This window comes from Streptomyces aureoversilis, assembly GCF_042657885.1.
Taxonomy (GTDB): Bacteria; Actinomycetota; Actinomycetes; order Streptomycetales; family Streptomycetaceae; genus Streptomyces; species Streptomyces aureoversilis.
Genome location: NZ_JBHSKJ010000003.1, coordinates 475552 through 496744, shown reverse-complemented (window position 1 = coordinate 496744; position 21193 = coordinate 475552). Strand labels below are relative to the sequence as shown.

Below are 21193 nucleotides of genomic sequence, written 5' to 3'. Positions count from 1 at the left end.
CGGCCTCCTCGACGCACAGTCCCGCACGGTCAACACCGACATGATGCTCGCCGCCGCCCGCGCCCTCGCCGACGTCGTCGCCGAGGACGAGCTCAACGCGAACTACATCATCCCCAGCGTCTTCAACCCGAAGGCCACGGAGGCCGTCGCCGCGGCCGTCAAGCGCGCGGCCCTGACGCTCCGCCAGGGCGAGTAGCGGCGCGTCCCACCCGAAACGAGAGGCCTCCCGGTCGGCATTTCGCCGGCCGGGAGGCCTCTCGTTCGGCAAGCCGAGCGCCTCGGGCCGCCCGTCAGTGGACGGGCTCCGCCTCCCCGTCCGCCTCCGCGCGCGCGAACTGCGTGCGGTACAGCTCCTCGTAGCGTCCACCCGCGGCCAGCAGCTCGCCGTGGGTGCCGCGTTCGACGACCCGGCCGTCCTCGACGACGAGGATCAGGTCGGCCGCCCGCACGGTGGACAGCCGGTGGGCGATCACCACGGCGGTACGGCCTTCCAGGGCCTCGGCCAGCGCCTCCTGGACGGCGGCCTCGGAGGTGGAGTCGAGGTGGGCGGTCGCCTCGTCGAGGATGACGACGCGCTGGCGGGCCAGCAGCAGGCGGGCGATGGTCAGCCGCTGCCGCTCGCCGCCGGAGAGGCGGTAGCCGCGCTCTCCGACGACCGTGTCCAGGCCGTCGGGCAGGGCGGCCACGAGCCCGTCGAGCCGGGCCCGCCGCAGCGCGTCCCAGATCTCCTCCTCGGTGGCCTCCGGCCGGGCGAGGAGCAGGTTGGCGCGGACGGTGTCGTGGAAGAGGTGGCCGTCCTGGGTGACCATGCCGAGCGTCTCGCGGACGGACTCGGCGCTCAGGTCGCGGACGTCGACGCCGCCGAGGCGTACGGACCCGGCGTCGGTGTCGTACAGCCGGGGCAGCAGCTGCGCGATGGTCGACTTCCCCGCGCCGGAGGAGCCGACCAGGGCCACCATCCGGCCCGGTTCGGCGCGGAAGGAGATGCCGTGCAGGACTTCGGTGCCGCCGCGGGCGTCCAGGCCTGCGACGTCCTCCAGGGAGGCGAGGGAGACCTTGTCGGCGGCCGGGTAGCCGAACCGGACGCCGTCGAACTCGACCGAGACCGGCCCGTCCGGCACCTTCCGGGCGTCCGGCTTCTCGGTGATCAGCGGCTTGAGGTCGAGGATCTCGAAGACGCGCTCGAAGCTGACGAGGGCGCTCATCACCTCGACGCGGGCGCCGGCGAGGGCGGTCAGCGGGGCGTAGAGGCGGGTGAGGAGCAGGGCGAGCGCGACGACGGCCCCCGGCTCCAGCCGGCCGTGCAGCGCGTAGAAGCCGCCGAGCCCGTAGACCAGGGCCAGTGCCAGGGCGGAGACGAGCGTGAGGGCGGTGATGAACGCCGACTGGGCCATGGCGGTGCGCACGCCGATGTCACGCACCGCGCGGGCCCGGGAGGCGAACTCGGCCGACTCCTCCGCGGGCCGCCCGAACAGCTTGACGAGGGTGGCGCCGGGTGCGGAGAACCGCTCGGTCATCTGGTTGCTCATGGCGGCGTTGTGACGGGCGGCCTCGCGCTGCAGCCCGGCCATGCGCGAGCCCATCCGCCGGGCGGGCAGGACGAACACCGGCAGCAGGACGAGGGCGAGCAGCGTGATCTGCCAGGAGATGCTGAGCATCACGCCGAGCGTCAGGAGCAGGGTGACGGTGTTGGCGACGACCCCGGAGAGGGTGTTGCTGAAGGCGCGCTGGGCGCCGATGACGTCGTTGTTGAGCCGGCTGACGAGGGCGCCGGTGCGGGTACGGGTGAAGAAGGCGACCGGCATCCGCTGGACGTGGTCGAAGACCGCGGTCCGCAGGTCGAGGATGAGCCCCTCGCCGAGAGTGGCGGAGAGCCAGCGCGTGAGCAGCCCCAGGCCGGCTTCGGCGACGGCGATCACGGCGATGAGGAGCGCGAGCCGGGTGACCGTGCCGGCGTCGTCGCCGCGCACGATGGCGCCGACCACCCGCCCGGCCAGGATCGGCGTGGCCACGGCAAGCAACGCCATGGCCACGCTCAGGAGCAGGAACTGCCCGATTCTCCTGCGGTGCGGCCGCGCGAAGCCGCCGATGCGGCGCAGCGTGGCCCGGGAGAAGCGCCCCCGGCCGTCCTTTGCGTTCATCGCGCTGTGCAGCGAGTTCCAGGCGGTGACTTCCATGCTCATGAGGGCTCCTCCGGTGTCGTCGTATGCCTGACACGCTAGAACCTCAACCAAACTTGAGATCAAGCGTTGCACAGACGGACCGGGGGCGCCCGGAAGCACAGGGGCTACGGACCGAGCAGCTGCGTGCTCGCCAGGCCTCGGTAGAGCGCGTCGTACGCGAGCAGCTCCGCATGGGTACCGACCGCCCGGACGCGTCCGGCCTCCATGACCACGATCCGGTCCGCCGTGGTCACGGTGGAGAGCCGGTGGGCGACCACCAGGACGGTGGTGCGGCGGGCGGTGTCGGTGATCGTGTCGCGCAGCGCCGCCTCGTTGGCGGCGTCGAGCTGGGACGTGGCCTCGTCCAGCAGGAGCAGGCCCGGGCGGCGGAGCAGGGCGCGGGCGATCGCCACGCGTTGGCGTTCGCCGCCGGAGAGGCGGCTGCCGCGGTGGCCGACGTCGGTGTCCAGTCCGTCCGGCAGGCGGTCCGCCAGCAGGTCCAGGCGGGCCAGCCGCACGACGCGGGCGAGCTCCCCGGGGCCCGGGTCGGGGGTGCCCAGCGTCAGGTTGTCGCGCAGGGTGCCGGCGAGGACGGGGACGTCCTGCTCCACGTAGCCGATGGACGCGCGGAGCCGGTCCAGCGGCCACTGCCGCACGTCCTCGCCGCCCAGGAGCACCCGGCCGGAATCCTGCTCGTAGAAGCGCTCGATCAGGGAGAAGACCGTGGTCTTTCCCGCGCCGGACGGGCCGACGAACGCGGTCAGGCCGCGCGCGGGCACGGTGAAGGAGACCCGGTGGTGGACGCGGGGCAGTCCGGGGCGGTAGGCGAAGCTCACCTCGTCGAACGACACGCTGAGGGGCGGCCGGACGCCCTCGTCGCAGCTCCTCCCCCGGCCCTCCGGGGCTCCGGGCTTCTCCCGCTTCTCCGACTCCCGTTTCTCCGGCTCCGGCTTCCCGGTGTCCTGATCCTCCGTCTCCAGCTGTTCGACCTGGGCGATACGGTCCGCGGCCGCGGATCCCACCTGGACCTGGCCGACGCCTTCCACCAGCTGGCCGATGCGCGGGGCGAGGGCGAAGAGGTAGAGCAGGAAGGCGACGAGCGTGGAGACGTCCGTCGCACCGGAGGTGACGCGCGCACCCCCCACCCCGAGCACCACGAGGAAGCAGACCTGGACGACCACCGCGGACGTCGTCGCCGACACGGCTTCCCAGGCCGCGGCCCGGATCCCGGCGCGCCGGGCGCGTTCGGCCGCCCGGCGCAGCGCTTCCGCCTCCCGCTGCTCTGCACCCGACGCCTTGACGGTCCGGAAGGCGCCCAGAGCCCGCTCCAGCGCCGCCCCGATGCACCCCACGGCCTCCTGCGTGTGGCGGGTCGCGCGGCCGATCCGCGGTGCCACGAGGGCGACGACCACGCCGACGAAGGCGACCACGGCGAGGGTGACGGCCAGCAGGACGGCGTCGAGGAGGCCCATCATGACGACCGTCGCGGCGGTGACCAGGGTGCCGGTGACCGCCGCCGACACCGCCTGGGGCGCGGTCTGGCGCAGCAGCGTCGTGTCGGAGGTCACGCGGGCGATCAGGTCCCCGGGCTCGGCGCTCTCCACCACGGGCACGCGCAGCCGCAGGAGGCGGTCCGTCAGCCGGCGGCGGGCGGTGCAGACGATGGACTCGGCCGAGTGCTGGAGCACGTAGTACCCCAGCCCCGCGAGGACCGCCCCGGCAACCACCAGCAGGCTGAGCACGAGGACGGGGCCGGCCGCCGGCGCTCCCCGGCCCATGTCGTCGACGACGCGCTTGGCGGCCAGCGGCTGGGCCAGGCCCATGACGCTGCCGACGAGTCCCAGGAGGACGCCCGCGGCCATGCGCCGGCGCTGCGGGCGCAGATGGCTCAGCAGGGCCCGCTGCCCGGGCCACGAGCGTCCCCTGTCCCCCGGCGCACCGGCCCCCGGGGGTACTGCGGGGCCGGTGCGGGGCGACTCCACGGAGGGCGGCGCGGCCATCGGCTCACTCCACCGTGAAGAAGCGCTGGAAGTAGTCGGCCGGGGCGCCTTCGCCGACGAGGACCCCTTCGGCCTCCACCCAGGCGTGCGCGGCGAACGGCGGCCGGTTGCGCACCCCGACGCACCAGGTGGGCCACTGGCCGTACCACCGGCAGAGCAGCACGGTGGCCAGGGAGCGGGGCAGGCACCCCTTGTGTCCTCCGGCGGCGAGGCTCACGGCGAGCACCGTCCGCCGCGCCGTGCTCGCCTCGGCGAGCGTGGCGGGCCGGGCGCCGCGCCGCAGCCCGCGCAGGACGGCGCGTATCCGGGCGGGCGGCTGGGTCGCCAGCAGGTGGGCGCAGCCGACGGCCAGCCGGGCCGTCCACCGGCGGGCCGCAGGGATCGAACGGGGGTGGTAGGGGATCGCTTCCGGTGTCGACACGGCGTGCCTCCAGATCGGCAGGGAGCTGGGCGTCCTACGGGGTGAGCAGTCCTGCCGCGTTCAGCTCGCCGATGATGCGGCGGACGTCCTCCCCGGCCAGTGCGGCGTCGACGCCGTCGAAGCGCGCCGTGAGGAGCTCGGCGGCGCGCTCCGGGCCGTGGCCGTCCAGCACCGTCCGCAGGACGAGGGCGGCCGTCGGGTTGAGCGTCCAGTACTCGGCGCTCTCCTGGTCGAGCAGCGCCATGCCGTACTCGGTCTCGGTCATCAGGACACCAGGCTTGAGTGCGGGCACCGGTTCACGCCTCCCGGTCGGCGGCGGGCAGGGGCGTCGTCTCCCGCGAGCGCAGCCACACTTCGCAGGCGACGGTGGGGTGGAGCCGGTAGCTCTCCGTCTCCGCGGAGAGGGCGCGGCGGCACCATTCGTGCAGCGTCTTCCCGTCGGCCAGGCCGAGCCGGACCAGCCGGGAGTCCTCGCACAGGGCCAGCAGCGCCCGGCGGTTGCGGCGCAGCCCGGCCTCCTCCTCGAAGGTCGCGTTGGCCTTGGTGCCGCGGGTGCGTCCGGCCTCCGGCACGACGCCGCGCATGGCCTCGACGATGAGCGGCTTGTACCGCCAGGGGGTGATCCGCTCCTGCGGGCGGACCGCGAGGGCCGCCTCGATGACGCGGGTGTCGTAGTAGGGCGCGGAGACCGCGATGCCCAGGGGGGCGGCCATCTGCCCGATGTGCCGGACCCACTGGGAGATCCCGTCCATGGCGACCAGTTCGCGGTGTTCGCCGCGGTCCCGGCCCCGGGGTCCGGCGGGGGTCCGGCGGGTGAGGAGCAGTTCCCGTGCGGCGCAGACCGCGTCGGGCGTGGCCCACGGCGGCATCCGGGGCGGAACGGCCCAGTCGAGCAACGGCTCGTCCACGGGGGCGGCGGGCCCCGTCAGGTCGCGGGCGAGGCGGTCGAGCCAGGCTCCGTAGGACCTGCGGTCCAGGAGCCGGCCCAGCACGGCCCGCCGGCTCCAGCGGTATTTGGCGGCGTACCCCCGTATCGCCTGCAGCGCGACGAAGGGGTGGGTGAGCAGGAGCGTGTGGAGCCGGGCGGGCGTGCCGGCCAAGAGTTCGTCGCCGCCCAGGCCGGTGAGGTGGAGGCCGGATCCGCGGGCCGCGGCCCGTTCGACGATGCCCATGCGGCGGTTGCGGTCGACGGTGAGGATGCTGGGCGTGTCGAGGACGTCCCCGAGGGTGTCGATGCCGTCGAACGTCATGGCCACCTCGCGGGCCGGTACGACGTGGTGCTCGACGCCGCCGAGCGCCCGCACGGTCCGCTCGGCCCAGTACACGTCGTCGCCGGCTTCGTCGTGGACGGCGGCCGTGTAGGCGACGACCTTGGTGCCGCCGCGGGCCGCCGTGCAGCACACCGCGGTGGAGTCCAGGCCGCCCAGGTCGGACGTGACCAGGTCACGTCCGCGGGTACGTACGGCGACGGCTTCGGCGAGTTCTTCCCTCAGGTGCACGGCGCCCGCGGCGAGCGGGACGACGGGGTCGGGCGGTGACCACCACCGGGCGGTGCGGGCCCGGCCTCCCTCGTCGAGCGTCAGGCGGTGGCCGCCGGGCACGGCGTGCACACCCCGCCACAGGGCATCGCCGTGCCACGGGTACGGCACGCCGGAGGCGAGCATTTCGAGGGCGATGCGAGGCTCGTCGAGGCCGGCGCCCACCAGTTCGGCGAGCACGTCGGCCCGGTCGGACGCCAGGCTCACCGGTCGGCCGGGCGTCGCGGCCTCGGCGTGGAAGACGCGCCGCAGGGCGACGACACCGGCCTGTATCCGGATCCGGCCCGCGCAGCTGGCCATCAGGTGGAAGCTGCCGGCCCGGGCGGCGAGGCGGTCCAGCCCGGACGCCGAGGCGGTGCCGGTCGCCGAGGCGGCGGCCCGTTCGGCGTCCGGTGCCGTGACGGCGTGCTCCCCCATCACCACGACCCGCGTGTCCCGGTGCGCGCCCGTCACGACCGTCTCCGGGTCCCAGCGGCCGACGACCCAGGGCCGTCCGGAGGCGTGGCACAGGCTGCGGGAGGCGAAGGAGAGCGCCTTGGCGGCGGGGGCGGCCGCCGCGTCGGTGTCGGGCAGGACGACGAACCAGGCGGGCACGGAACGGAGCGACAGGGACTGATCCATGGAGCACGGCCTTCCGTCGGCGACGATCCGGGGCGGAAGAAGGCGGGTGGCGGCCCGTGGCCGCCACCCGCTCTCAGGTCAGAGGACCTGCTTGCCGCCCAGGACGTCCTTCGGGCCGCGGTCCTTGAGGCCGGTCACCTTGCGGAAGCTGCCGGCCTTGGCAAGGGTGGGACGCTCGTACGTCATGACCGTTCTCCTTCTTTTCGAGGGATGGTGGTGCGACTACGACAGGCGCCTGCTGCGGAGTCCGTTGAAATCCGTACCGGATATCCGGCGGTGGATCCGCGGCACTCACCGTAAGTACGACAAGCACATCGTCACAACGTCCCGGCCGCGGCCATGGGGTTACGCCGGGGGCGCGCCGCTCCTCCGCGCCACCGTTGCACGACCCCTCACACCACCTGCGAAAACGGAAAAATCCGTGAGGAGAATCGTTAATCTTTCGGGAGGGAGAAGGTCACGCTCCCGCCGCCGGCTCCTTCCCGTGCCACACCGTGGTCACGTTGCAGAACTCCTTGATGCCGTGGCCCGACAGCTCGCGGCCGTAGCCCGAGCGCTTGACGCCGCCGAAGGGCAGGGCGGGGTGGGAGGCCGTCATGCCGTTGAAGAAGACGCCGCCCGCCTCGATGTCGCGGGCGAAGCGTTCCTGTTCGGCCTCGTCCCTTGTCCAGACGTTCGAACTCAGGCCGAAGGGGGTGTCGTTGGCCAGGTCGACGGCCTCGTCGACGTCCGCCACGCGGTAGACGGTCGCCACCGGCCCGAAGGCCTCCTCGCGGTGGATGCGCATGTCGGGGGTGATGCCGGTGAGGACCGTCGGCTCGTAGAACCAGCCCTTCGGGTGTTCCTTGGGCCGCCGGCCGCCGCACAGGGCGGTCGCGCCGCGCCGCACGGCGTCGTCCACCAGTTCCTCGAGGTCGGCGCGGCCCTGCTCGCTGGCGAGGGGGCCGACGTCGGTGGCCTCCTCCATGGGGTCGCCGACGGTCAGCGCGGCCATCCGGGCGGCGAAGCGTTCGAGGAAGGCGTCGTGGACGTCGGCGTGGACGATGAAGCGCTTGGCGGCGATGCACGACTGGCCGTTGTTCTGGACGCGGGCCGTGACCGCGGTCCGCACGGCGCGGTCGAGGTCGGCCGACGGCATCACGACGTACGGGTCGCTGCCGCCCAGTTCGAGGACGGTCTTCTTCACCTCGTCACCGGCGATCGACGCGACCGAGCGCCCGGCGGGCTCGCTGCCGGTGAGGGTCGCCGCGGCGACCCTGGGGTCGCGCAGGATGCCCTCGACGGCGCGGGAGCCCACGAGCAGGGTCTGGAAGCAGCCCTCGGGGAAGCCCGCGCGGCGGAAGAGGTCGCCGAGGTAGAGCGCGGTCTGCGGCACGTTCGATGCGTGCTTGAGCAGGCCCACGTTGCCGGCCATGAGGGCGGGGGCGGCGAAGCGGATCACCTGCCACAGGGGGAAGTTCCACGGCATGACGGCGAGGACCACGCCCAGCGGGCGGTAGCGGACGCGGGCGAGCGAGGCCCCGGAGTCGTCGACCTCGGGCTGCGGCGGACGCTCGTCCGCCAGCAGCTCCGCCGCGTTCCCGGCGTACCAGCGCATGGCCTTCACGCACTTCGCCGCCTCCGCGCGGGCGGCGGCCAACGGCTTGCCCATCTCGGTGGTCATGGTGCGGGCGACGGCGTCCCGGTCCTGCTCCAGGAGGTCCGCGGCCCGGTTCAGCAGGCGGGCCCGCTCGGCCGGGTCGGAGGTGCGGTAGCCGCGGAACGCCGAGGCGGCCGTGGCCAGGCACTGCTCGATCTCCTCGGCTCCCATCTCCTCGAACGACCTGAGCGTCTCGCCGTTCGCGGGGTTCACCGTTGCGATGGGCATGGGGTGCCCTCCTCAAGCTCGATGCCTCGACCAGTGCGCCTCGACGGGGACGTGCCCGGGGGCTCGCTCGGGGGCGTGCGCACCCGGGGGCGGGCCCCCTCCGTCCTGTACCACGCCGGGCGCGGGTCAATCCGGTGTCGGGAACCGTTTGACCCATCCGGTGAGGGCCCGCTCAGCGGTACGGGCCTCACCCCGTCCCGCGGCTCTCGCCCCGTCCTACGGCTCCCACTCCGTCCTGCGGCTCTCACCCGCTCTACACCCTCACCCCGTCCTGCGCTCCCCCGCATCGTCCGCGACCCGCTGCTGGCCGGGCAGCATCCGCATCGCCTCCTGCGCCCCGGCACCCGCCCCGCTCTCCGCCCCCGCGCCGGCCACCGCCGGGTACGGGCACGGCAGCGCACGGCAGCGGTACATCCAGGCCACGGCACAGCCGGAGGCCAGCCCGAACGCCAGGCACGACACCCACGGCAGCCAGGCCCGCCCGGTCCGCTCGCCGACATCCATCACCCAGCCGATCACGGCGTTCCCGCCGGCCGCCGTCGCCCCGGAGAGCACGTAGAACAGGCCGAAGTACGTCCCCGTCAGCCGCTCGCGGCCGAACCGCGGGATCAGCCCCAGCACCGGCGGATAGGCGACCATCCCGCCGAAGTACAGCAGCAGCGAGGCCGAGACCATGACCAGGAGCCGGGGCACCACGTCGCCCGCCCCGTCCGGCGGCGCCGCGTCGCACACCAGCAGCGGCGGGACGAAGCCCAGCCCTATGACGGCGATGCCGGCCCCCACCCAGCGCATGCCGCCGCCGCGCTGCTCCAGGCTCCGGGTGATCCGGAACTGGAACAGCAGGTTGGCGACCGCCCCGGCGCTCAGCAGCAACGCTTCTGCCCCGCCCCAGCCCGAGGCCTGCTGGGCGCCGTCCGGCAGCAGCATGTAGAGCTGGTTCTCCATGATGAACATGCCGGTGGTGGCGAAGGCGAAGCACAGGAACCGCCGGTTGCCGAGCACCTCGCGCAGCTCCCGCAGGATCGGATCGTGCTCCGCGTCGACCTCGCGCGCCGGGAGCACGAACGCCTGAGCGACCGTCAGCACCGCGAACAGCCCGGCCGCCGTGAGGGCGCAGATCCGGAAGTCGGTCAGGTAGAGCACGCTGCCCGCGAGCAGCCCGACGAGCGAGCCGATGGTCGCGAAGACGTTGAGCAGAGCGAACGCCTCGGCTTTCCGCTCGCCCGACTCGTGCGAGACGTAGGAGCGCACGGCCGGGTAGAAGAGCGCGGCGGCGAGACCGCTGATGCCGGAGGCGGCGAGCAGCAGGGGCAGGGAGTTGCCGAAGGAGAAGAGCGTGAAGCCCACGGTCCGCAGGGCGCACCCGGCGATGATGACCACGCGCGGCCCGAGCCGGTCGGCCGCGGTGCCGCCGATGATGTACATGCCCTGCTGGCTGAGGTTGCGCACTCCGAGGACCAGCCCGACGACGGCTGCCGACATTCCGAGATCATGCCCGATATAGGTCGCCAGAAAGGGAATCAGCAGATAGAAACCGGCATCGATGCCGCACTGGTTGATGAATAGCAATCGCAATGCGAGAGGGCACTCGCGGACCGCCCGAAGAGTTCTCATGTGCGTCCCTGCAGTCAGCCCGAGCGAGGGGACATCATGGGTTCCGGCCCCGGTCGGGGGCCGGTGCGCCCCAGCGAATGGCTCGTCAGCCCGGGTTCCCACGCACGGGAGCAGACGCACTCGGTGACTTGGCGGAGCGGCCGATCATATGCTTGGGTCGACTGGTGCCCGGCAGCTCCCCGGCCGCGCTCGGAAGGGTACTCAGCGATACGTTAGCAAAGCCGACCTGTTATCAACAGGGTGAGATTCCGGGCGGCGGCAGCGCCCGGAGCACACCGGCACAAGGGAATTGCGCCCGGCTCTTCCTTCGAGAGCTGGAACTCTCGTGCCCCGTTATTCCGTTCACGGAACGGGTGGTCTCGGCGGGGGCATGCGGCGGCGTACCGGCCAAGCCGTGCCACTGCCGCCCGCGTCCCTTCCGCCGGTCCGCGGATCTCCGGGTCTTCGGCCCGCCACTCCCCCGGGGCAACCGGCCTTCCCCCGCACGGGTGAAAACCGCGACTGAATTCCCGTGAACAGAACACGGATTCTCCGCCGAATCCATTCTTCAGACCACAGCCCGCCCGAAGATGCCGAAAGACCCACGTGCCGCGGGCAACTTCGCGACGATGTCCGTATGAACGACCGGAACTTCTTGGAGCGCACCAAGCAGTTCGCGCTCTACCTGGCCGAGCTCCAGACGAGCCTCGACCCGGAGTCCTACGCACTGCTGCTGCGGATTCTGAAGGGCTTCAACGAGGCGATCGTGCACCGGGAGCGCGGGGTCGACATTCCCTTCTCCCCGCGCGAAAAAGAGTTGTTCACACCTGAGTTCGGCCGGGTCCTCACCAGACTCGCCGGTTTTCTCGGGCCGCACGGCATGCAGGTCGTCGTCGGCACCCACGGCACGCCCTCGGACGCCGGACCTCCGGGCGGCGCGGACTCCGGCGAGCGCGACCGGCACGAGGTCGACGCCATCGCCCGGGCGAGTGGCATGCGCCCGTAACCGGCCGGCGCATCGTCTACAGTCTCGTCCGCCGTCCGCAGGGCCGCGGGCGGCGGGGCCACCGCCCCGACCCCGATCATGGGAGGCCACGCCCTCGTGCCCGCTTCGCCCGCCGCCGACCTGACCACCGGTCTGGCGGTCAACCTCCTCGACGCCTCCTCCTTGCTGACCGCCTTCGGCGCCCTCGGCATCGCCGTGGTGATGTTCGCCGAGACCGGCCTGCTGATCGGCTTCTTCCTCCCCGGGGACTCCCTGCTCTTCACCGCCGGGCTGCTCGCCCGCAGCGGGACCCACTCCGGACCGCACCTGGACCTCGCCCAGGTGCTGGCCGCATCCGCGGCCGGCGCCCTCGCCGGCGCCCAGGTCGGCTACGTCCTCGGACGGCGCGGCGGCCGGGCGCTGCTGAGCCGCTCCCGCAGCCGCAAGCTCCACGAGGGCGCCGAGCGGGCCGAGGAACTCCTCGCCCGCTACGGGCACGCGCGCGCCATCGTCCTCGCCCGCTTCGTGCCCGTCGTGCGCACCGTGCTCAACCCCCTCGCCGGGGCCCTGGGCGTCGCGCCCCGCACCTTCGCCCTCTGGCAGGTGGCAGGCGGCCTGGTGTGGACCGTGGGCCTCGTCCTCGCCGGTTACGGGCTGGGGTCGGTCGTGCCCGACATCGACCGCTACCTGCTGCCCGTGGTCGGCGCCGTCGTCGCGCTGTCGCTGCTGCCCGTCGTCCTCGAAGTGGTGCGCAGCCGCGGGCGGCGCCGGGCCGTCACGCCGGAGGCCGGCCCTGCTCCCGCACCCAGCGCCCGGCAAGAGCCGTGAAGGCCCGCGCCGCGGCGCTGCGGTAGCCCGCCTCCCGGCACAGCAGCGTGACGGTGCGCGCCGGCAGCGGCGGCGCGACCGGCACGGGGTGCAGCCGCCACGGCCCGCGGGTGATGGCCTCGGGCAGCACGGTCGCCAGCGCGCTCCTGCCGACGATCTCGGCGAGCGCGTTGATCGAGTTCGCCTCGACGGCGATGCGCGGCGTGACGCCCTGCTCGGTGAGGAAGGCGTCGATGTGCCCCCGGGTGGCGAAGTCGCGGCTGAGCAGGGCCAGTGGGTGGTCACCGAGCCCGGCCGCCGGCAGCGGTTCGCTGCGGCCCGCGCAGGGGTGATCCGGCCCGACGACGAGAGCGAGCGTCTCGGTGAACAGGTCGGTGCCGGCGATCCCCGGCAGATGCGCACCGCTGAAGGCGATGCCCAGGTCCAGCTCGTCGGCCAGGAGGGCCGCTTCGATCCGGTCCTGCGCCATCTCGCGCAGGTCCAGCGCGATCCCCGCGTGCCGGGCGTGGAACTCCGCCACGAGCGGTCCGATCAGATACGCGGTGAACGTCGGCGTCACAGCCAGCCGCAGGCTGCCGCGCGAGAGGTCCTGCACGTCCAGCACCGCGCGCTCGCCCGCCGCGAGGTCCTGCAGGGCGTGGCGGGCGTACCGGGTGTACGCCTCGCCGGCGTCGGTGAGGCGTACGGTGCGCCCGGACCGGTCGAGCAGCTGGACCCTCAGGGACCGCTCCAGCTGCTTGATCTGCTGGGACAGCGTCGGCTGCGAGACGTGCAGGGCCTCCGCGGCGCGGGTGAAGTTCGCGTGCTCGGCGACGGCCAGCAGGTACCGGAGGTGGCGCAGTTCCATGCGCGCAACTATAGACAGCACCGATGGCCGCTGCGGATCACACCGGAAGCCGCCTATGGGTGCTGTCCGGCCGTCTACGAGCGCCGCGCCCCGTCGGCCTCTCCGATCCCCGCGAACCAGGTGGCCCCGGCCTCCGCCGCGTGCTTGATGCGCCGCACGGCGAACTCCTGCATCGGCGGCAGGGCGTCCGGCTCGAACCAGCCCACCTCCAGGGACTCGTCGTCGTTGACGCACGCCTCGCCGTCCACGGCCCGGCACAGGAAACAGGTGTCCATGAACTGACAGACGTCGCCGTTGGGGTAGGTGACGGGATCGAGGGCCTCCACGACCAGCACGCGCTCCGCCACGCAGTGGACGGCGGTCTCCTCGTACACCTCGCGCACGATGGCCGCCGCGGGCTGCTCGCCGGGATCGGGGATGCCGCCGATGATCGCCCACTGCCCGTTGTCCGAGCGGCGGCCGAGCAGCACACGGCCCTCGGCGTCGAGGACCACGGCGCTCACGCCGGGGATCCAGAGGAGCTGATGGCCCGCGGTCGCGCGCAGGTCCCGGATGAAATCGGGGGTGGGCATAGGCAGGAGCCTAGTGGGCCGCGAGGACCTGTCCTTCACCCAGGTGGCCGCATGGACGGCGGAAAAACCCCAGGTCAGGCCGGAGCCTTGCGCCCAGGGGTGAGCCGCAGGGCCTGACGGATCACCCGTACGGCGGATTCCGCGTCGTCGACCGTGACCGTGAACGTCCGCCCGTCGCCCAGGCGCAGCACGAACCCCTCGCCGCGCCGCACCACGACGGCCGTGCCCTTCTCCGGACGCCAGCGATAGCCCCAGCCGCCCCACTGCCGCGGCGTGACGCGGGGGGCGAAGTCGGCGTCGACCACATGGGCGAGCAGGATGCGGGTGCGCGGCACGCCGATGTGCCCGCAGCGCACCTCCAGCGCTTCCTTGTCGACCCGTACGGCCACATGGACGAACGCCAGCGTGCCGTAGAGCATCAACAGCCCCGCCGCGACGCATCCGACGACCGCCATGACGAGAGGGGCCAGACCTGAGGTCCATGCGCTGTCGACTGCCAGCTCGACGCCGAGCGCCAGGCAGGCTGCGCCGGCCGCGGCGAGCAGCCACTGGACGCGGTTCGTCGCACGACCTGTCCAGACGGCGAGGTCCTCGGAGTCGTCGGCCGGGGAAGGGGGTCCGGCCGCGTCCGTCTTCTCGTCGCCCTCGTGGCCCTGCGGGCCCGTGGAATGGTCCCTCATACCACGCAGCCTACTCACCTTCCGCCACCACGGCAGGGGTGATGCACGGACCGCACCGGATCGGGTGGTCAGGGACGCACGGCGGCGGCCTCGAGGAGGGAGCGGCCCTCGGGGTAGGTCAGGGAGGCCGGCTCCATGGCGCCCTCACGGCCGCCGAGCAGCACCGTCAGACGCCCCGACGGCTCGGCGTCCGGGGCGGGAGCGGCCCCGATCCGGCGCAGCGCCTGGGCCGCGACGGCCTCCGCCGAGCCGTACAGGGTCAGGTGCGGCACCGCCGGGGACAGCCGGGACTCGACGGCCGCGCGGATACGCTCCGCGAGGAGCTCGTAATGGGTGCAGCCCAGGACGACGCCTCTTACATTGCGGGGCGTGAGCGCGGCCGCCGCGGCGATCGCCGCGTCCGCGGCCGCCGCATCCGCGTGCTGGACGGCGTCCGCCAGGCCCGGGCAGGGCACCTCCGTGACCTCGACACCGGCCGCGAAGTCGCGGATCAGGCCGCGCTGGTACGGGCTGCCGGTGGTGGCCGGGGTGGCCCAGATCGCCACGGGACCGCCGGCCGCCGCAGCGGGCTTGATCGCGGGCACGGTGCCGATGACCGGCAGCTCGGGCTCCAGCTCCGCCCTTATCGCCGCCAGCGCGTGCACTGACGCGGTGTTGCAGGCGACGATCAGCGCGTCGGGGCCCTGGGCGGCCGCGGCCCGGGCGCAGCCCAGGGCGCGCGCAATGATGTCCTCGGTCGTACGGGGTCCCCACGGCATGCTGGCGGGGTCGGAGGAGAGGACCAGATCGGCATCGGGCCGCAGCCGGTGCACAGTGGCGGCCGCCGCCAGCAGACCGTTGCCGGAGTCCATGAGCGCGATCTTCACCCGGTCACTTTAATCGATGGCGGGAGGCGGACGGCCCGCCGGGCGTCACACCCGGCCACGAACGGCCGGTCCGCCCGGGCCGGGTTCGCTCCGTTTCCCGGAACGAAAGCCTTGTGTGCGGCAGACTTCAGCGGATGAGCGCGCTGACTTGGATCACTGTGGGTTCCCTGGCCGCGTGGGTGTGGCTGCTGCTGGGCCAGGGCTTCTTCTGGCGGACGGACGTCAGGCTGCCCGGGCGCACACCGCCCGCGCAATGGCCGTCGGTCGCGATCGTGGTGCCCGCCCGGGACGAGGCCGAAGTCCTCCCCTCCAGCCTCCCCTCCCTCCTCGCCCAGGACTACCCCGGCCGGGCCGAGGTCTTCCTGGTGGACGACGGCAGCTCCGACGGCACCGGCGACCTGGCCCGGGCCCTGGCGGCGGAGCACGGCGGACTGCCGCTGACCGTGGACTGCCCGGGGGAGCCCGGGCCGGGCTGGACGGGGAAGCTGTGGGCGGTGCGGCACGGCATGGCGCTCGCCCGCGCCCGCACCGACGCCGAGTACCTGCTGCTCACCGACGCCGACATCGCCCACGCACCGGACAGCCTGCGCGAGCTCGTCTCGGCGGCCCGGTCGGGCGGCCTGGACCTCGTCTCGCAGATGGCCCGGCTGCGCGTGGCGACCGTCTGGGAGCGGCTGATCGTGCCGGCCTTCGTCTACTTCTTCGCACAGCTGTACCCGTTCCGGTGGATCAACCGGCCGGGCGCGCGGACGACCGCGGCCGCCGGCGGCTGCGTCCTCCTGCGCCGCGAGGCGGCCGAGCGGGCCGGCGTCCCCGGCAGCATCCGCCAGGCCGTGATCGACGACGTGACGCTCTCGCGGGCCGTACGGCGCACGGGCGGCCGGATCTGGCTGGGCCTCGCGGACCGCGTGGACAGCGTGCGCCCGTACCCGCGCCTGGGGCAGCTGTGGCGGATGGTCTCCCGCAGCGCGTACGCGCAGCTGCGCCACAACCTCCTGCTGCTGGCCGGGACGGTCGCCGGGCTGGCCGTGGTCTACCTGGTGCCGCCGGTGGCCGTCGTGGCGGGCGCCCTGACCGGCGAGACCCTCGTGCTGGTGGCAGGGGCCGCCGCCTGGGCGGTGATGGCGGGCACGTACGTGCCGATGCTCCGCTATTACCGGCAGCCCCTCGTGCTGGCGCCCCTGCTGCCGTTCACCGCCCTGCTCTACCTGCTGATGACCGTGGACTCCGCGGTCCAGCACTACCGGGGCCGGGGCGCGGCCTGGAAGGGGCGGACGTACGCCCGCCCCGAGGCCACGCCCTGAGCGCCCCCGCCGGTCACTTGCGGCCCGGCGTCCAGTTCATGCCCCAGCCGTACGCGTGGTCGAGCGTGCGCTGCGGGCTGACGCCGCGGTCCGGCACCAGGTAGCGGGCCTCGCGCTGGACGACGAGGTCCCCGTTGTTGTTGGTGATCAGGGCCAGCGCGCAGACGTTGGAGAGCACGGTGCACTCGTCGAGCGAGAAGTCGACGGGGGCGCCGTGCTGCGGCTGCAGCGTGACCGTGGCGTGGAGCCCGGCGAAGCTCCGGGCGCCCTCGTAGATCGTCACGAAGACGAGGATGCGCCGGAAGTCGGCGATGTGGTCGAGGTTGACGGTGAGGTTCTCACCGGCCTCGACCGCGCCCGTGCGGTCGTCGCCGTCGAGCTGGATGAAGGGCGGGCGGTGCAGCGACCCGAAGGAGTTGCCCAGCGCCTGCACCACGCCCTTGGAGCCGTCGCGCAGCTCGAAGAGGCACCCGAGGTCCAGGTCCAGGTCCGAGTGCATGGCCATCGCCTTGCCGAACTTGTGGGCCCACCCCTTGAACTGCTTCTGCACGCCCCAGTTGAGGTTGACGCGCAGCGAACCGGACGTGCCGCCCTGCTTGGTGAGCGAGACCGTCGGCGATTCCTTGGTGAGCGTGACCTTCGTCAGGCGCACCGGCTGGGGCGCGGGCGGGGCCACGGGCGGGGGCGGCGGGGCGACCGGCTGCACGGGCGGCACCGCGGGAGCCTGGGCGGGCGGCGCCGGTATGGCGGCCGCGACGGAGTGCGGGGCGGGGGCGGGCGCCGGGGCCGGTGCGGCGGCCGCCTGGGGCTCGTCGACGGTGATGCCGAAGTCGGTCGCCAGGCCCTCCAGGCCGCTGCTGTAGCCCTGGCCCACCGCCCGGAACTTCCACTCGCCCTGGCGGCGGTAGAGCTCGCCCAGGACGAAGGCCGTCTCGACCGTGGCGTCGGTGCTGTCGAACCGCGCGAGCTCCGTACCGGCGGAGGCGTCCATGACGCGGATGTACAGGCCGGGCACCTGCCCGAAGGTCCCGCCGTCGGCCGAGGCGGCGAGCACCACGGTCTCGACGGCGGGCTCGACCGCGGCGAGGTTCACGGTGAGGCTGTCGGTCGTCACGCCGGCGCCCGCCGGCTGCTTGCCCTCGTGACGGACCGCGCCCGAGGGGTGCACCGCCTGGTTGTAGAAGACGAGATCCGCGTCCGAGCGGACTCTGCCGCCCACGAGCAGCAGGGCGGAGGCGTCGACGTCCGGCACCCCGGGAGCCGCGTGCCACCCCAGCTCGACCCGCACCGCCGGCGCCGGAATCCGGACGTTGGCACCCTTCATCATCCCCATGCTGCACCCCTGTGTATGGACGGCCTCTTGCTTGCAGGGACAACGTACCGTGACAGCCGTTTGTCCCTGCTTGCCGCGGATTAGGAGGGTTGGGGGGCTGGTGCGTGGGTGGCCGGTGGGGGTTTCGGCTTGGTGGCCGGTGGGTGGTGCGTGGGTGCTTCGGGCTTGGCGGCGGTCGGGGGAACGGGTTTGGCGGCGGTCGGCGCGGCAGGCCTGGCGGCGGTGGGTGCGACGGGTTTGGCCGCGGTGGGCGTCACGGGCCTGGCGGCGGTCGGGGTCACCGGCTTGGCGGCGGTGGGCGTCACGGGCTTGGCGGCCGTGGGCGCTACGGGCCTGGCGGCGGTCGGAGTCACCGGCTTGACCGCAGTCGGCGTCGCGGGACGGGCGGCCGTGGGCGTCACGGGGCGAACACCCGTGGGCGTCACCGGTTTCACCGCAGTGGGCGTCACCGGGCGGGCAGCCGTGGGCGTCACCGGCTTGACCGCCGTCGGTGTCACGGGCTTGGGCGAGGCCGGCACGACCGGCCTGCTGGCGGTCGGCGTCACCGGTTTGGAGGTCGTGGGCGGGACGACCGCCCTCGACGGCGTGGTGAGCGGAGGCTTGGTCCGCGAGGGCGTCGGCCGCCCGGTCCCGGGCACCGCGCTGCCCGGCTTGCGCGACTGCGACGGACCGCCCGTGCCCGTCCCGGCACTTGCCCCTGAGGGCGACCCGCTGCCCGGCACTCCCCGCGCCGAGGAACCGCCCGACGGGTCCTCGGACCCGGCGCCGGACGAACCCGGGCCGGACGAGCCCGCGCCGGGCGAACCGGCCGAGGGGGACGAGGGCTTGCCCTGGCCGCCGGACGGCCCCGAGGTCCCGCCCGTGCCCGGAGTGGGGCGCGTCTTCGGCGGATCCCACCGGAACGGCTTGCTGTCCTTGCTGCCGTCACTGCCGACGCTGCGGTCGAAGGCCTTGTCGCCCTGGAAGGGATCGACCAGCGGCAGTTGCTTCACCGGGCCCTGCTCCTTGGTGCGGGCCTTGATGACGGTGACCTCCGTGGAGGAGAACGACTTCCAGCGGGTGCCCGAGTACGACGCGTCCTTCACGTCCACCCCGCGGTCCGGCTCCGCCAGCGGATTGCCGCAGTTGCACTTGACGGCGGGCGCGGTGTAGTCGTCCACGAGGACGAGCACGCCCTTCTGCAGCACCGACAGGTATTCGGCCGCCTGACCGTCCCGGAAGTCGTGGTTCTTGACGAGCGTGTCGAACTCCAGGTAGCTCTCGGTGAGTTTGTTGATGTATTCACCGATGCTGCGCTCGTCGATCTTCTTCACCGCGGCCCAGGCCCGGGCCTTGTCGGGGTCCTCGGTGATCTGCTTGATGAGCGAGGCCTTGTCGCAGCGCGTGGTGCCCTGGACCCCGCCGAACGCGCCCCGCGCGTCGCCCTGCCACTCGCCCCCGCCGGGGGAGGCGGAGACGACGTTCCGCAGGTCGGTGTCCGGGTGTTCGGTGAACGGGAAGGCACCGGCCTCCCCCACTGCCTCCAGGACCAGCTTGACCGCCTTCTTCTTCCCCGATGCACCGCACCCGGCGAGACTCGCGCCACCTATCAGCACGGGCACGGTGAAGAGGGCGACGGCCTGGATCCGGCGGCGCCGTGACAGCGCACGCCGGGTACGGGGCCGGGCGGATTCCCGCCGCCTCTCCCGGAACGGATTGGACACCAGCCGCATGTGTATACCCCCCGAAAGCCGGTTGTTCCTTGTCGTCTGTGCTTTCTCGTCGGTTGTTCTCGCTCAGCCAGTTGTTCTTGCTTGTCGGTTGTTCTTTCGCGTCAGTTGTTCTTGCTCGTCAGCGTGTTGCGCACTTCGTGACCCAGCCCCCGTTGCACGTACCGGGCGGGTTCTTCGTGGGTTCGGTGGTGGGATAGGTCGTCGCATGGTCCGTCGCGTGGCCCGACGGGCTGGGATGCGGCGAGGGAGTTCCGGGTTCGCCGGTCTCACCGGTCCCGCCCGAGCCGTCGGGCGTAGGCGAGTTGTCCGCGGGGCGCGCGGTGCCCGTGGTCCCGCCGCCCGGCTGATGCCCGTTGTCCGGGTCCCCCGGCCCTCCGGCGGCCAGGACCCCGGCCACGGTGCCGCCCACGATGAGGACCAGCGCCAGCAGCGGGCCCAGGTAGACGGGCCAGCCGCGGTGCGGGGCTCCTGGGCCGGGAGCCGGGGCCGGTCCGGGTGCCGGGGCAGGCGACGGGTTCGGGGCCGGCGACGGCGCTGGAGCCGGCGTCGGCGTCGGAAAAGGGCCGGGTGCCGGCCCCGGGGCGGGCACCGGATATCCGTAGGCCGGGCTCCTGACTGCACCGCCGGGCGCACCGGACGGACCCCCGGCGGGTGTGCCGGAGGGTGTGCCGGAGGGAGTCCCGGAGGGTGTGCCGTACGGCCCCCCGGACGGCGTCCCGGCGGGCGGGCACGACTGCCCCCCTCCGGGTGCGCCCGACGGCATCCCCGCGCGTGCGCCCGACGGCGCCGGCCCCCCGTACGGGCGGGCGCCCGAGCCGTACCTGTAGCCCGAGCCGTAGGTGGTCCTGGGGTCGGCAGGCGGAGAAGGGGAAGGGGTGGGCGTGGAGCGCTCAGTGGGCACGTATCCGGCGGGCTCCCCCCTCGCCAGGTCGGGCTGCGTGAGCATCCGGCCGGAGGCGACGGCGTCCAGCAGGCGCTGCGCCTCGGTCGAGCCCATGCGGGTCTGCGGGTCCTTGCGGAGGAGCCCTTCGAGGAGCGGCGTGAGGGGCCCGGCGCGCCGCGGTGTGGGCAGTTCGTCCTGGACGACGGCCTGCAGGGTGCCGAGCGCCGACGTACGGCGGAAGGGCGAGACCCCCTCGACCGCCGCGTACAGCGTGGCGCCCAGCGACCACAGGTCCGACGGGGTACCGGGTCGCCGGCCCAGGGCACGCTCGGGCGCCAGGTAGTCGGGCGAGCCGACGAGGTCGCCGGTGCGGGTGAGGGTGCCGGAGCCCTCCACGAGGGCGATGCCGAAGTCGGTCAGCACGACCCGGCCGCTGGGCTCCAGCAGGACGTTGGCCGGTTTGACGTCGCGGTGCAGGACGCCGGAGGAGTGCGCGCTGCGCAGGGCCTGCAGCACCATCGAGCCGACCTTGGCGGCCTCCTTGGGGGTGAGCACGCCCTCGTGCTGCAGGATCTCGGCGAGCGACCGGCCGCGGACGAGCTCCATGACGATCCAGGGACGCCCTTCCTGCTCGACCACGTCGTGGACGGTGATCACGTTGGGGTGGCTCACGCGGGCAGCGGCGCGGGCCTCCTGCTTCAGGCGTGCGTAGAGGACGCGGACGTCGTGCTCACGCAGGTGCTCCGGGGCCCGTACCTCTTTGGCGGCGACCTCCCGGTCGAGGAGCTCGTCGAGGGCGCGCCAGACCACGCCCATGCCGCCGCTGCCCAGTTGGTCGATGAGCCGGTACCGCCCGGCCAGTAAGGGATGTCGCTGCTGCTCGCCGTCCACGCCGTGCGCCCCCCTCCCCGTACGCACGGCACCCCCAGCCGTGCGCGTTTCGGGCCACACTGGCTGGGACGGGGCAGCCCCGTCCGGCGT

The 21193-nt window shown here is 73.5% G+C and carries 18 protein-coding genes and 1 pseudogene; 4 read left to right on the top strand and 15 right to left on the bottom strand.

Annotated elements, in window-relative coordinates; translation table 11 throughout:
• Positions 1-196: pseudogene (locus ACFPP6_RS07815) on the top strand (hypothetical protein); the annotation flags it as partial.
• Between the two features lie 94 nt (positions 197-290).
• On the opposite strand, the gene ACFPP6_RS07810 reads toward ACFPP6_RS07815, so the two are convergent.
• From ACFPP6_RS07810 to ACFPP6_RS07775, 8 genes are all read right to left on the bottom strand, one after another.
• On the bottom strand, positions 291-2183 hold the full coding sequence (locus ACFPP6_RS07810) for an ABC transporter ATP-binding protein (protein WP_382038501.1): 1893 nt from the start codon (positions 2181-2183) through the stop codon (positions 291-293).
• A 104-nt stretch (positions 2184-2287) separates the two neighbouring features.
• On the bottom strand, positions 2288-4162 hold the full coding sequence (locus tag ACFPP6_RS07805; protein WP_382038499.1) for an ABC transporter ATP-binding protein: 1875 nt from the start codon (positions 4160-4162) through the stop codon (positions 2288-2290).
• Positions 4163-4166: 4 nt separating this feature from the next.
• Positions 4167-4583 carry a lasso peptide biosynthesis B2 protein gene (locus tag ACFPP6_RS07800; protein WP_382038497.1) on the bottom strand — a complete coding sequence of 139 codons (417 nt, stop codon included), beginning with the start codon at positions 4581-4583 and terminating at the stop codon, positions 4167-4169.
• Positions 4584-4617: 34 nt separating this feature from the next.
• Positions 4618-4848, bottom strand: coding sequence for a lasso peptide biosynthesis PqqD family chaperone (locus ACFPP6_RS07795; RefSeq protein WP_382038495.1), 231 nt, complete (start codon positions 4846-4848; stop codon positions 4618-4620).
• Positions 4849-4879: 31 nt separating this feature from the next.
• Complete coding sequence (locus tag ACFPP6_RS07790) at positions 4880-6742, bottom strand: lasso peptide isopeptide bond-forming cyclase (RefSeq protein WP_382038493.1); 1863 nt, start codon at positions 6740-6742, stop codon at positions 4880-4882.
• Between the two features lie 78 nt (positions 6743-6820).
• The gene (locus ACFPP6_RS07785) at positions 6821-6928 is read right to left on the bottom strand and encodes a keywimysin-related RiPP (RefSeq protein ID WP_382038492.1); all 108 of its coding nucleotides are present in this window, start codon (positions 6926-6928) and stop codon (positions 6821-6823) included.
• A gap of 271 nt (positions 6929-7199) precedes the next feature.
• Entirely contained in the window at positions 7200-8609 is a 1410-nt protein-coding gene (locus tag ACFPP6_RS07780) for an NADP-dependent succinic semialdehyde dehydrogenase (protein ID WP_382038490.1), read from the bottom strand.
• Positions 8610-8870: 261 nt separating this feature from the next.
• Positions 8871-10223, bottom strand: a complete 1353-nt coding sequence (locus tag ACFPP6_RS07775; RefSeq protein ID WP_382038489.1) for an MFS transporter — start codon at positions 10221-10223, stop codon at positions 8871-8873.
• A 616-nt stretch (positions 10224-10839) separates the two neighbouring features.
• On the opposite strand from ACFPP6_RS07775, the gene ACFPP6_RS07770 reads away from it, so the two are divergent.
• Both ACFPP6_RS07770 and ACFPP6_RS07765 read left to right on the top strand, forming a co-directional pair.
• Positions 10840-11208: a hypothetical protein gene (locus ACFPP6_RS07770; protein WP_382038488.1), complete on the top strand. Its 369-nt coding sequence runs from the start codon at positions 10840-10842 to the stop codon at positions 11206-11208.
• 78 nt (positions 11209-11286) lie between these two features.
• Positions 11287-12015, top strand: coding sequence for a DedA family protein (locus tag ACFPP6_RS07765; protein WP_382038487.1), 729 nt, complete (start codon positions 11287-11289; stop codon positions 12013-12015).
• On the opposite strand, the gene cynR is transcribed toward ACFPP6_RS07765, so the two are convergent.
• The 4 genes from cynR to ACFPP6_RS07745 form a co-directional block, all read right to left on the bottom strand.
• Entirely contained in the window at positions 11963-12862 is a 900-nt protein-coding gene (cynR, locus tag ACFPP6_RS07760) for a transcriptional regulator CynR (protein WP_382038485.1), read from the bottom strand. The genes ACFPP6_RS07765 and cynR overlap by 53 nt on opposite strands.
• A 74-nt stretch (positions 12863-12936) precedes the next feature.
• Entirely contained in the window at positions 12937-13434 is a 498-nt protein-coding gene (locus tag ACFPP6_RS07755) for an NUDIX hydrolase (protein ID WP_382038483.1), read from the bottom strand.
• A 74-nt stretch (positions 13435-13508) separates the two neighbouring features.
• Positions 13509-14114: a hypothetical protein gene (locus ACFPP6_RS07750; protein WP_382038482.1), complete on the bottom strand. Its 606-nt coding sequence runs from the start codon at positions 14112-14114 to the stop codon at positions 13509-13511.
• A gap of 68 nt (positions 14115-14182) precedes the next feature.
• Positions 14183-14980 (bottom strand): glutamate racemase, encoded by a 798-nt coding sequence (locus tag ACFPP6_RS07745; protein ID WP_382038480.1) that lies wholly within the window; start codon positions 14978-14980, stop codon positions 14183-14185.
• Between the two features lie 134 nt (positions 14981-15114).
• Here ACFPP6_RS07745 and ACFPP6_RS07740 point away from each other — a divergent pair, with 134 nt between their 5' ends.
• Complete coding sequence (locus tag ACFPP6_RS07740) at positions 15115-16284, top strand: glycosyltransferase (RefSeq protein ID WP_382038478.1); 1170 nt, start codon at positions 15115-15117, stop codon at positions 16282-16284.
• 13 nt (positions 16285-16297) lie between these two features.
• Here the strand turns inward: ACFPP6_RS07740 and ACFPP6_RS07735 are convergent, their stop codons facing one another.
• From ACFPP6_RS07735 to ACFPP6_RS07725, 3 genes are all read right to left on the bottom strand, one after another.
• Complete coding sequence (locus tag ACFPP6_RS07735; protein ID WP_382038476.1) at positions 16298-17617, bottom strand: TerD family protein; 1320 nt, start codon at positions 17615-17617, stop codon at positions 16298-16300.
• 80 nt (positions 17618-17697) lie between these two features.
• Complete coding sequence (locus ACFPP6_RS07730; RefSeq protein WP_382038474.1) at positions 17698-19320, bottom strand: DUF6777 domain-containing protein; 1623 nt, start codon at positions 19318-19320, stop codon at positions 17698-17700.
• 127 nt (positions 19321-19447) lie between these two features.
• Positions 19448-21130, bottom strand: coding sequence for a serine/threonine-protein kinase (locus ACFPP6_RS07725; protein WP_382038473.1), 1683 nt, complete (start codon positions 21128-21130; stop codon positions 19448-19450).
• Positions 21131-21193 lie beyond the last annotated feature (63 nt).

Coding starts and splice junctions, on each gene's coding strand:
- ACFPP6_RS07795 (WP_382038495.1), bottom strand. CDS start 4,848: ATGACCGAGACCGAGTACGGCATGGCGCTGCTCGACCAGGAGAGCGCC.
- ACFPP6_RS07805 (WP_382038499.1), bottom strand. CDS start 4,162: ATGGCCGCGCCGCCCTCCGTGGAGTCGCCCCGCACCGGCCCCGCAGTA.
- ACFPP6_RS07750 (WP_382038482.1), bottom strand. CDS start 14,114: ATGAGGGACCATTCCACGGGCCCGCAGGGCCACGAGGGCGACGAGAAG.
- ACFPP6_RS07790 (WP_382038493.1), bottom strand. CDS start 6,742: ATGGATCAGTCCCTGTCGCTCCGTTCCGTGCCCGCCTGGTTCGTCGTC.
- ACFPP6_RS07810 (WP_382038501.1), bottom strand. CDS start 2,183: ATGAGCATGGAAGTCACCGCCTGGAACTCGCTGCACAGCGCGATGAAC.
- ACFPP6_RS07735 (WP_382038476.1), bottom strand. CDS start 17,617: ATGGGGATGATGAAGGGTGCCAACGTCCGGATTCCGGCGCCGGCGGTG.
- ACFPP6_RS07785 (WP_382038492.1), bottom strand. CDS start 6,928: ATGACGTACGAGCGTCCCACCCTTGCCAAGGCCGGCAGCTTCCGCAAG.
- cynR (WP_382038485.1), bottom strand. CDS start 12,862: ATGGAACTGCGCCACCTCCGGTACCTGCTGGCCGTCGCCGAGCACGCG.
- ACFPP6_RS07780 (WP_382038490.1), bottom strand. CDS start 8,609: ATGCCCATCGCAACGGTGAACCCCGCGAACGGCGAGACGCTCAGGTCG.
- ACFPP6_RS07755 (WP_382038483.1), bottom strand. CDS start 13,434: ATGCCCACCCCCGATTTCATCCGGGACCTGCGCGCGACCGCGGGCCAT.
- ACFPP6_RS07770 (WP_382038488.1), top strand. CDS start 10,840: ATGAACGACCGGAACTTCTTGGAGCGCACCAAGCAGTTCGCGCTCTAC.
- ACFPP6_RS07740 (WP_382038478.1), top strand. CDS start 15,115: ATGAGCGCGCTGACTTGGATCACTGTGGGTTCCCTGGCCGCGTGGGTG.
- ACFPP6_RS07775 (WP_382038489.1), bottom strand. CDS start 10,223: ATGAGAACTCTTCGGGCGGTCCGCGAGTGCCCTCTCGCATTGCGATTG.
- ACFPP6_RS07765 (WP_382038487.1), top strand. CDS start 11,287: ATGGGAGGCCACGCCCTCGTGCCCGCTTCGCCCGCCGCCGACCTGACC.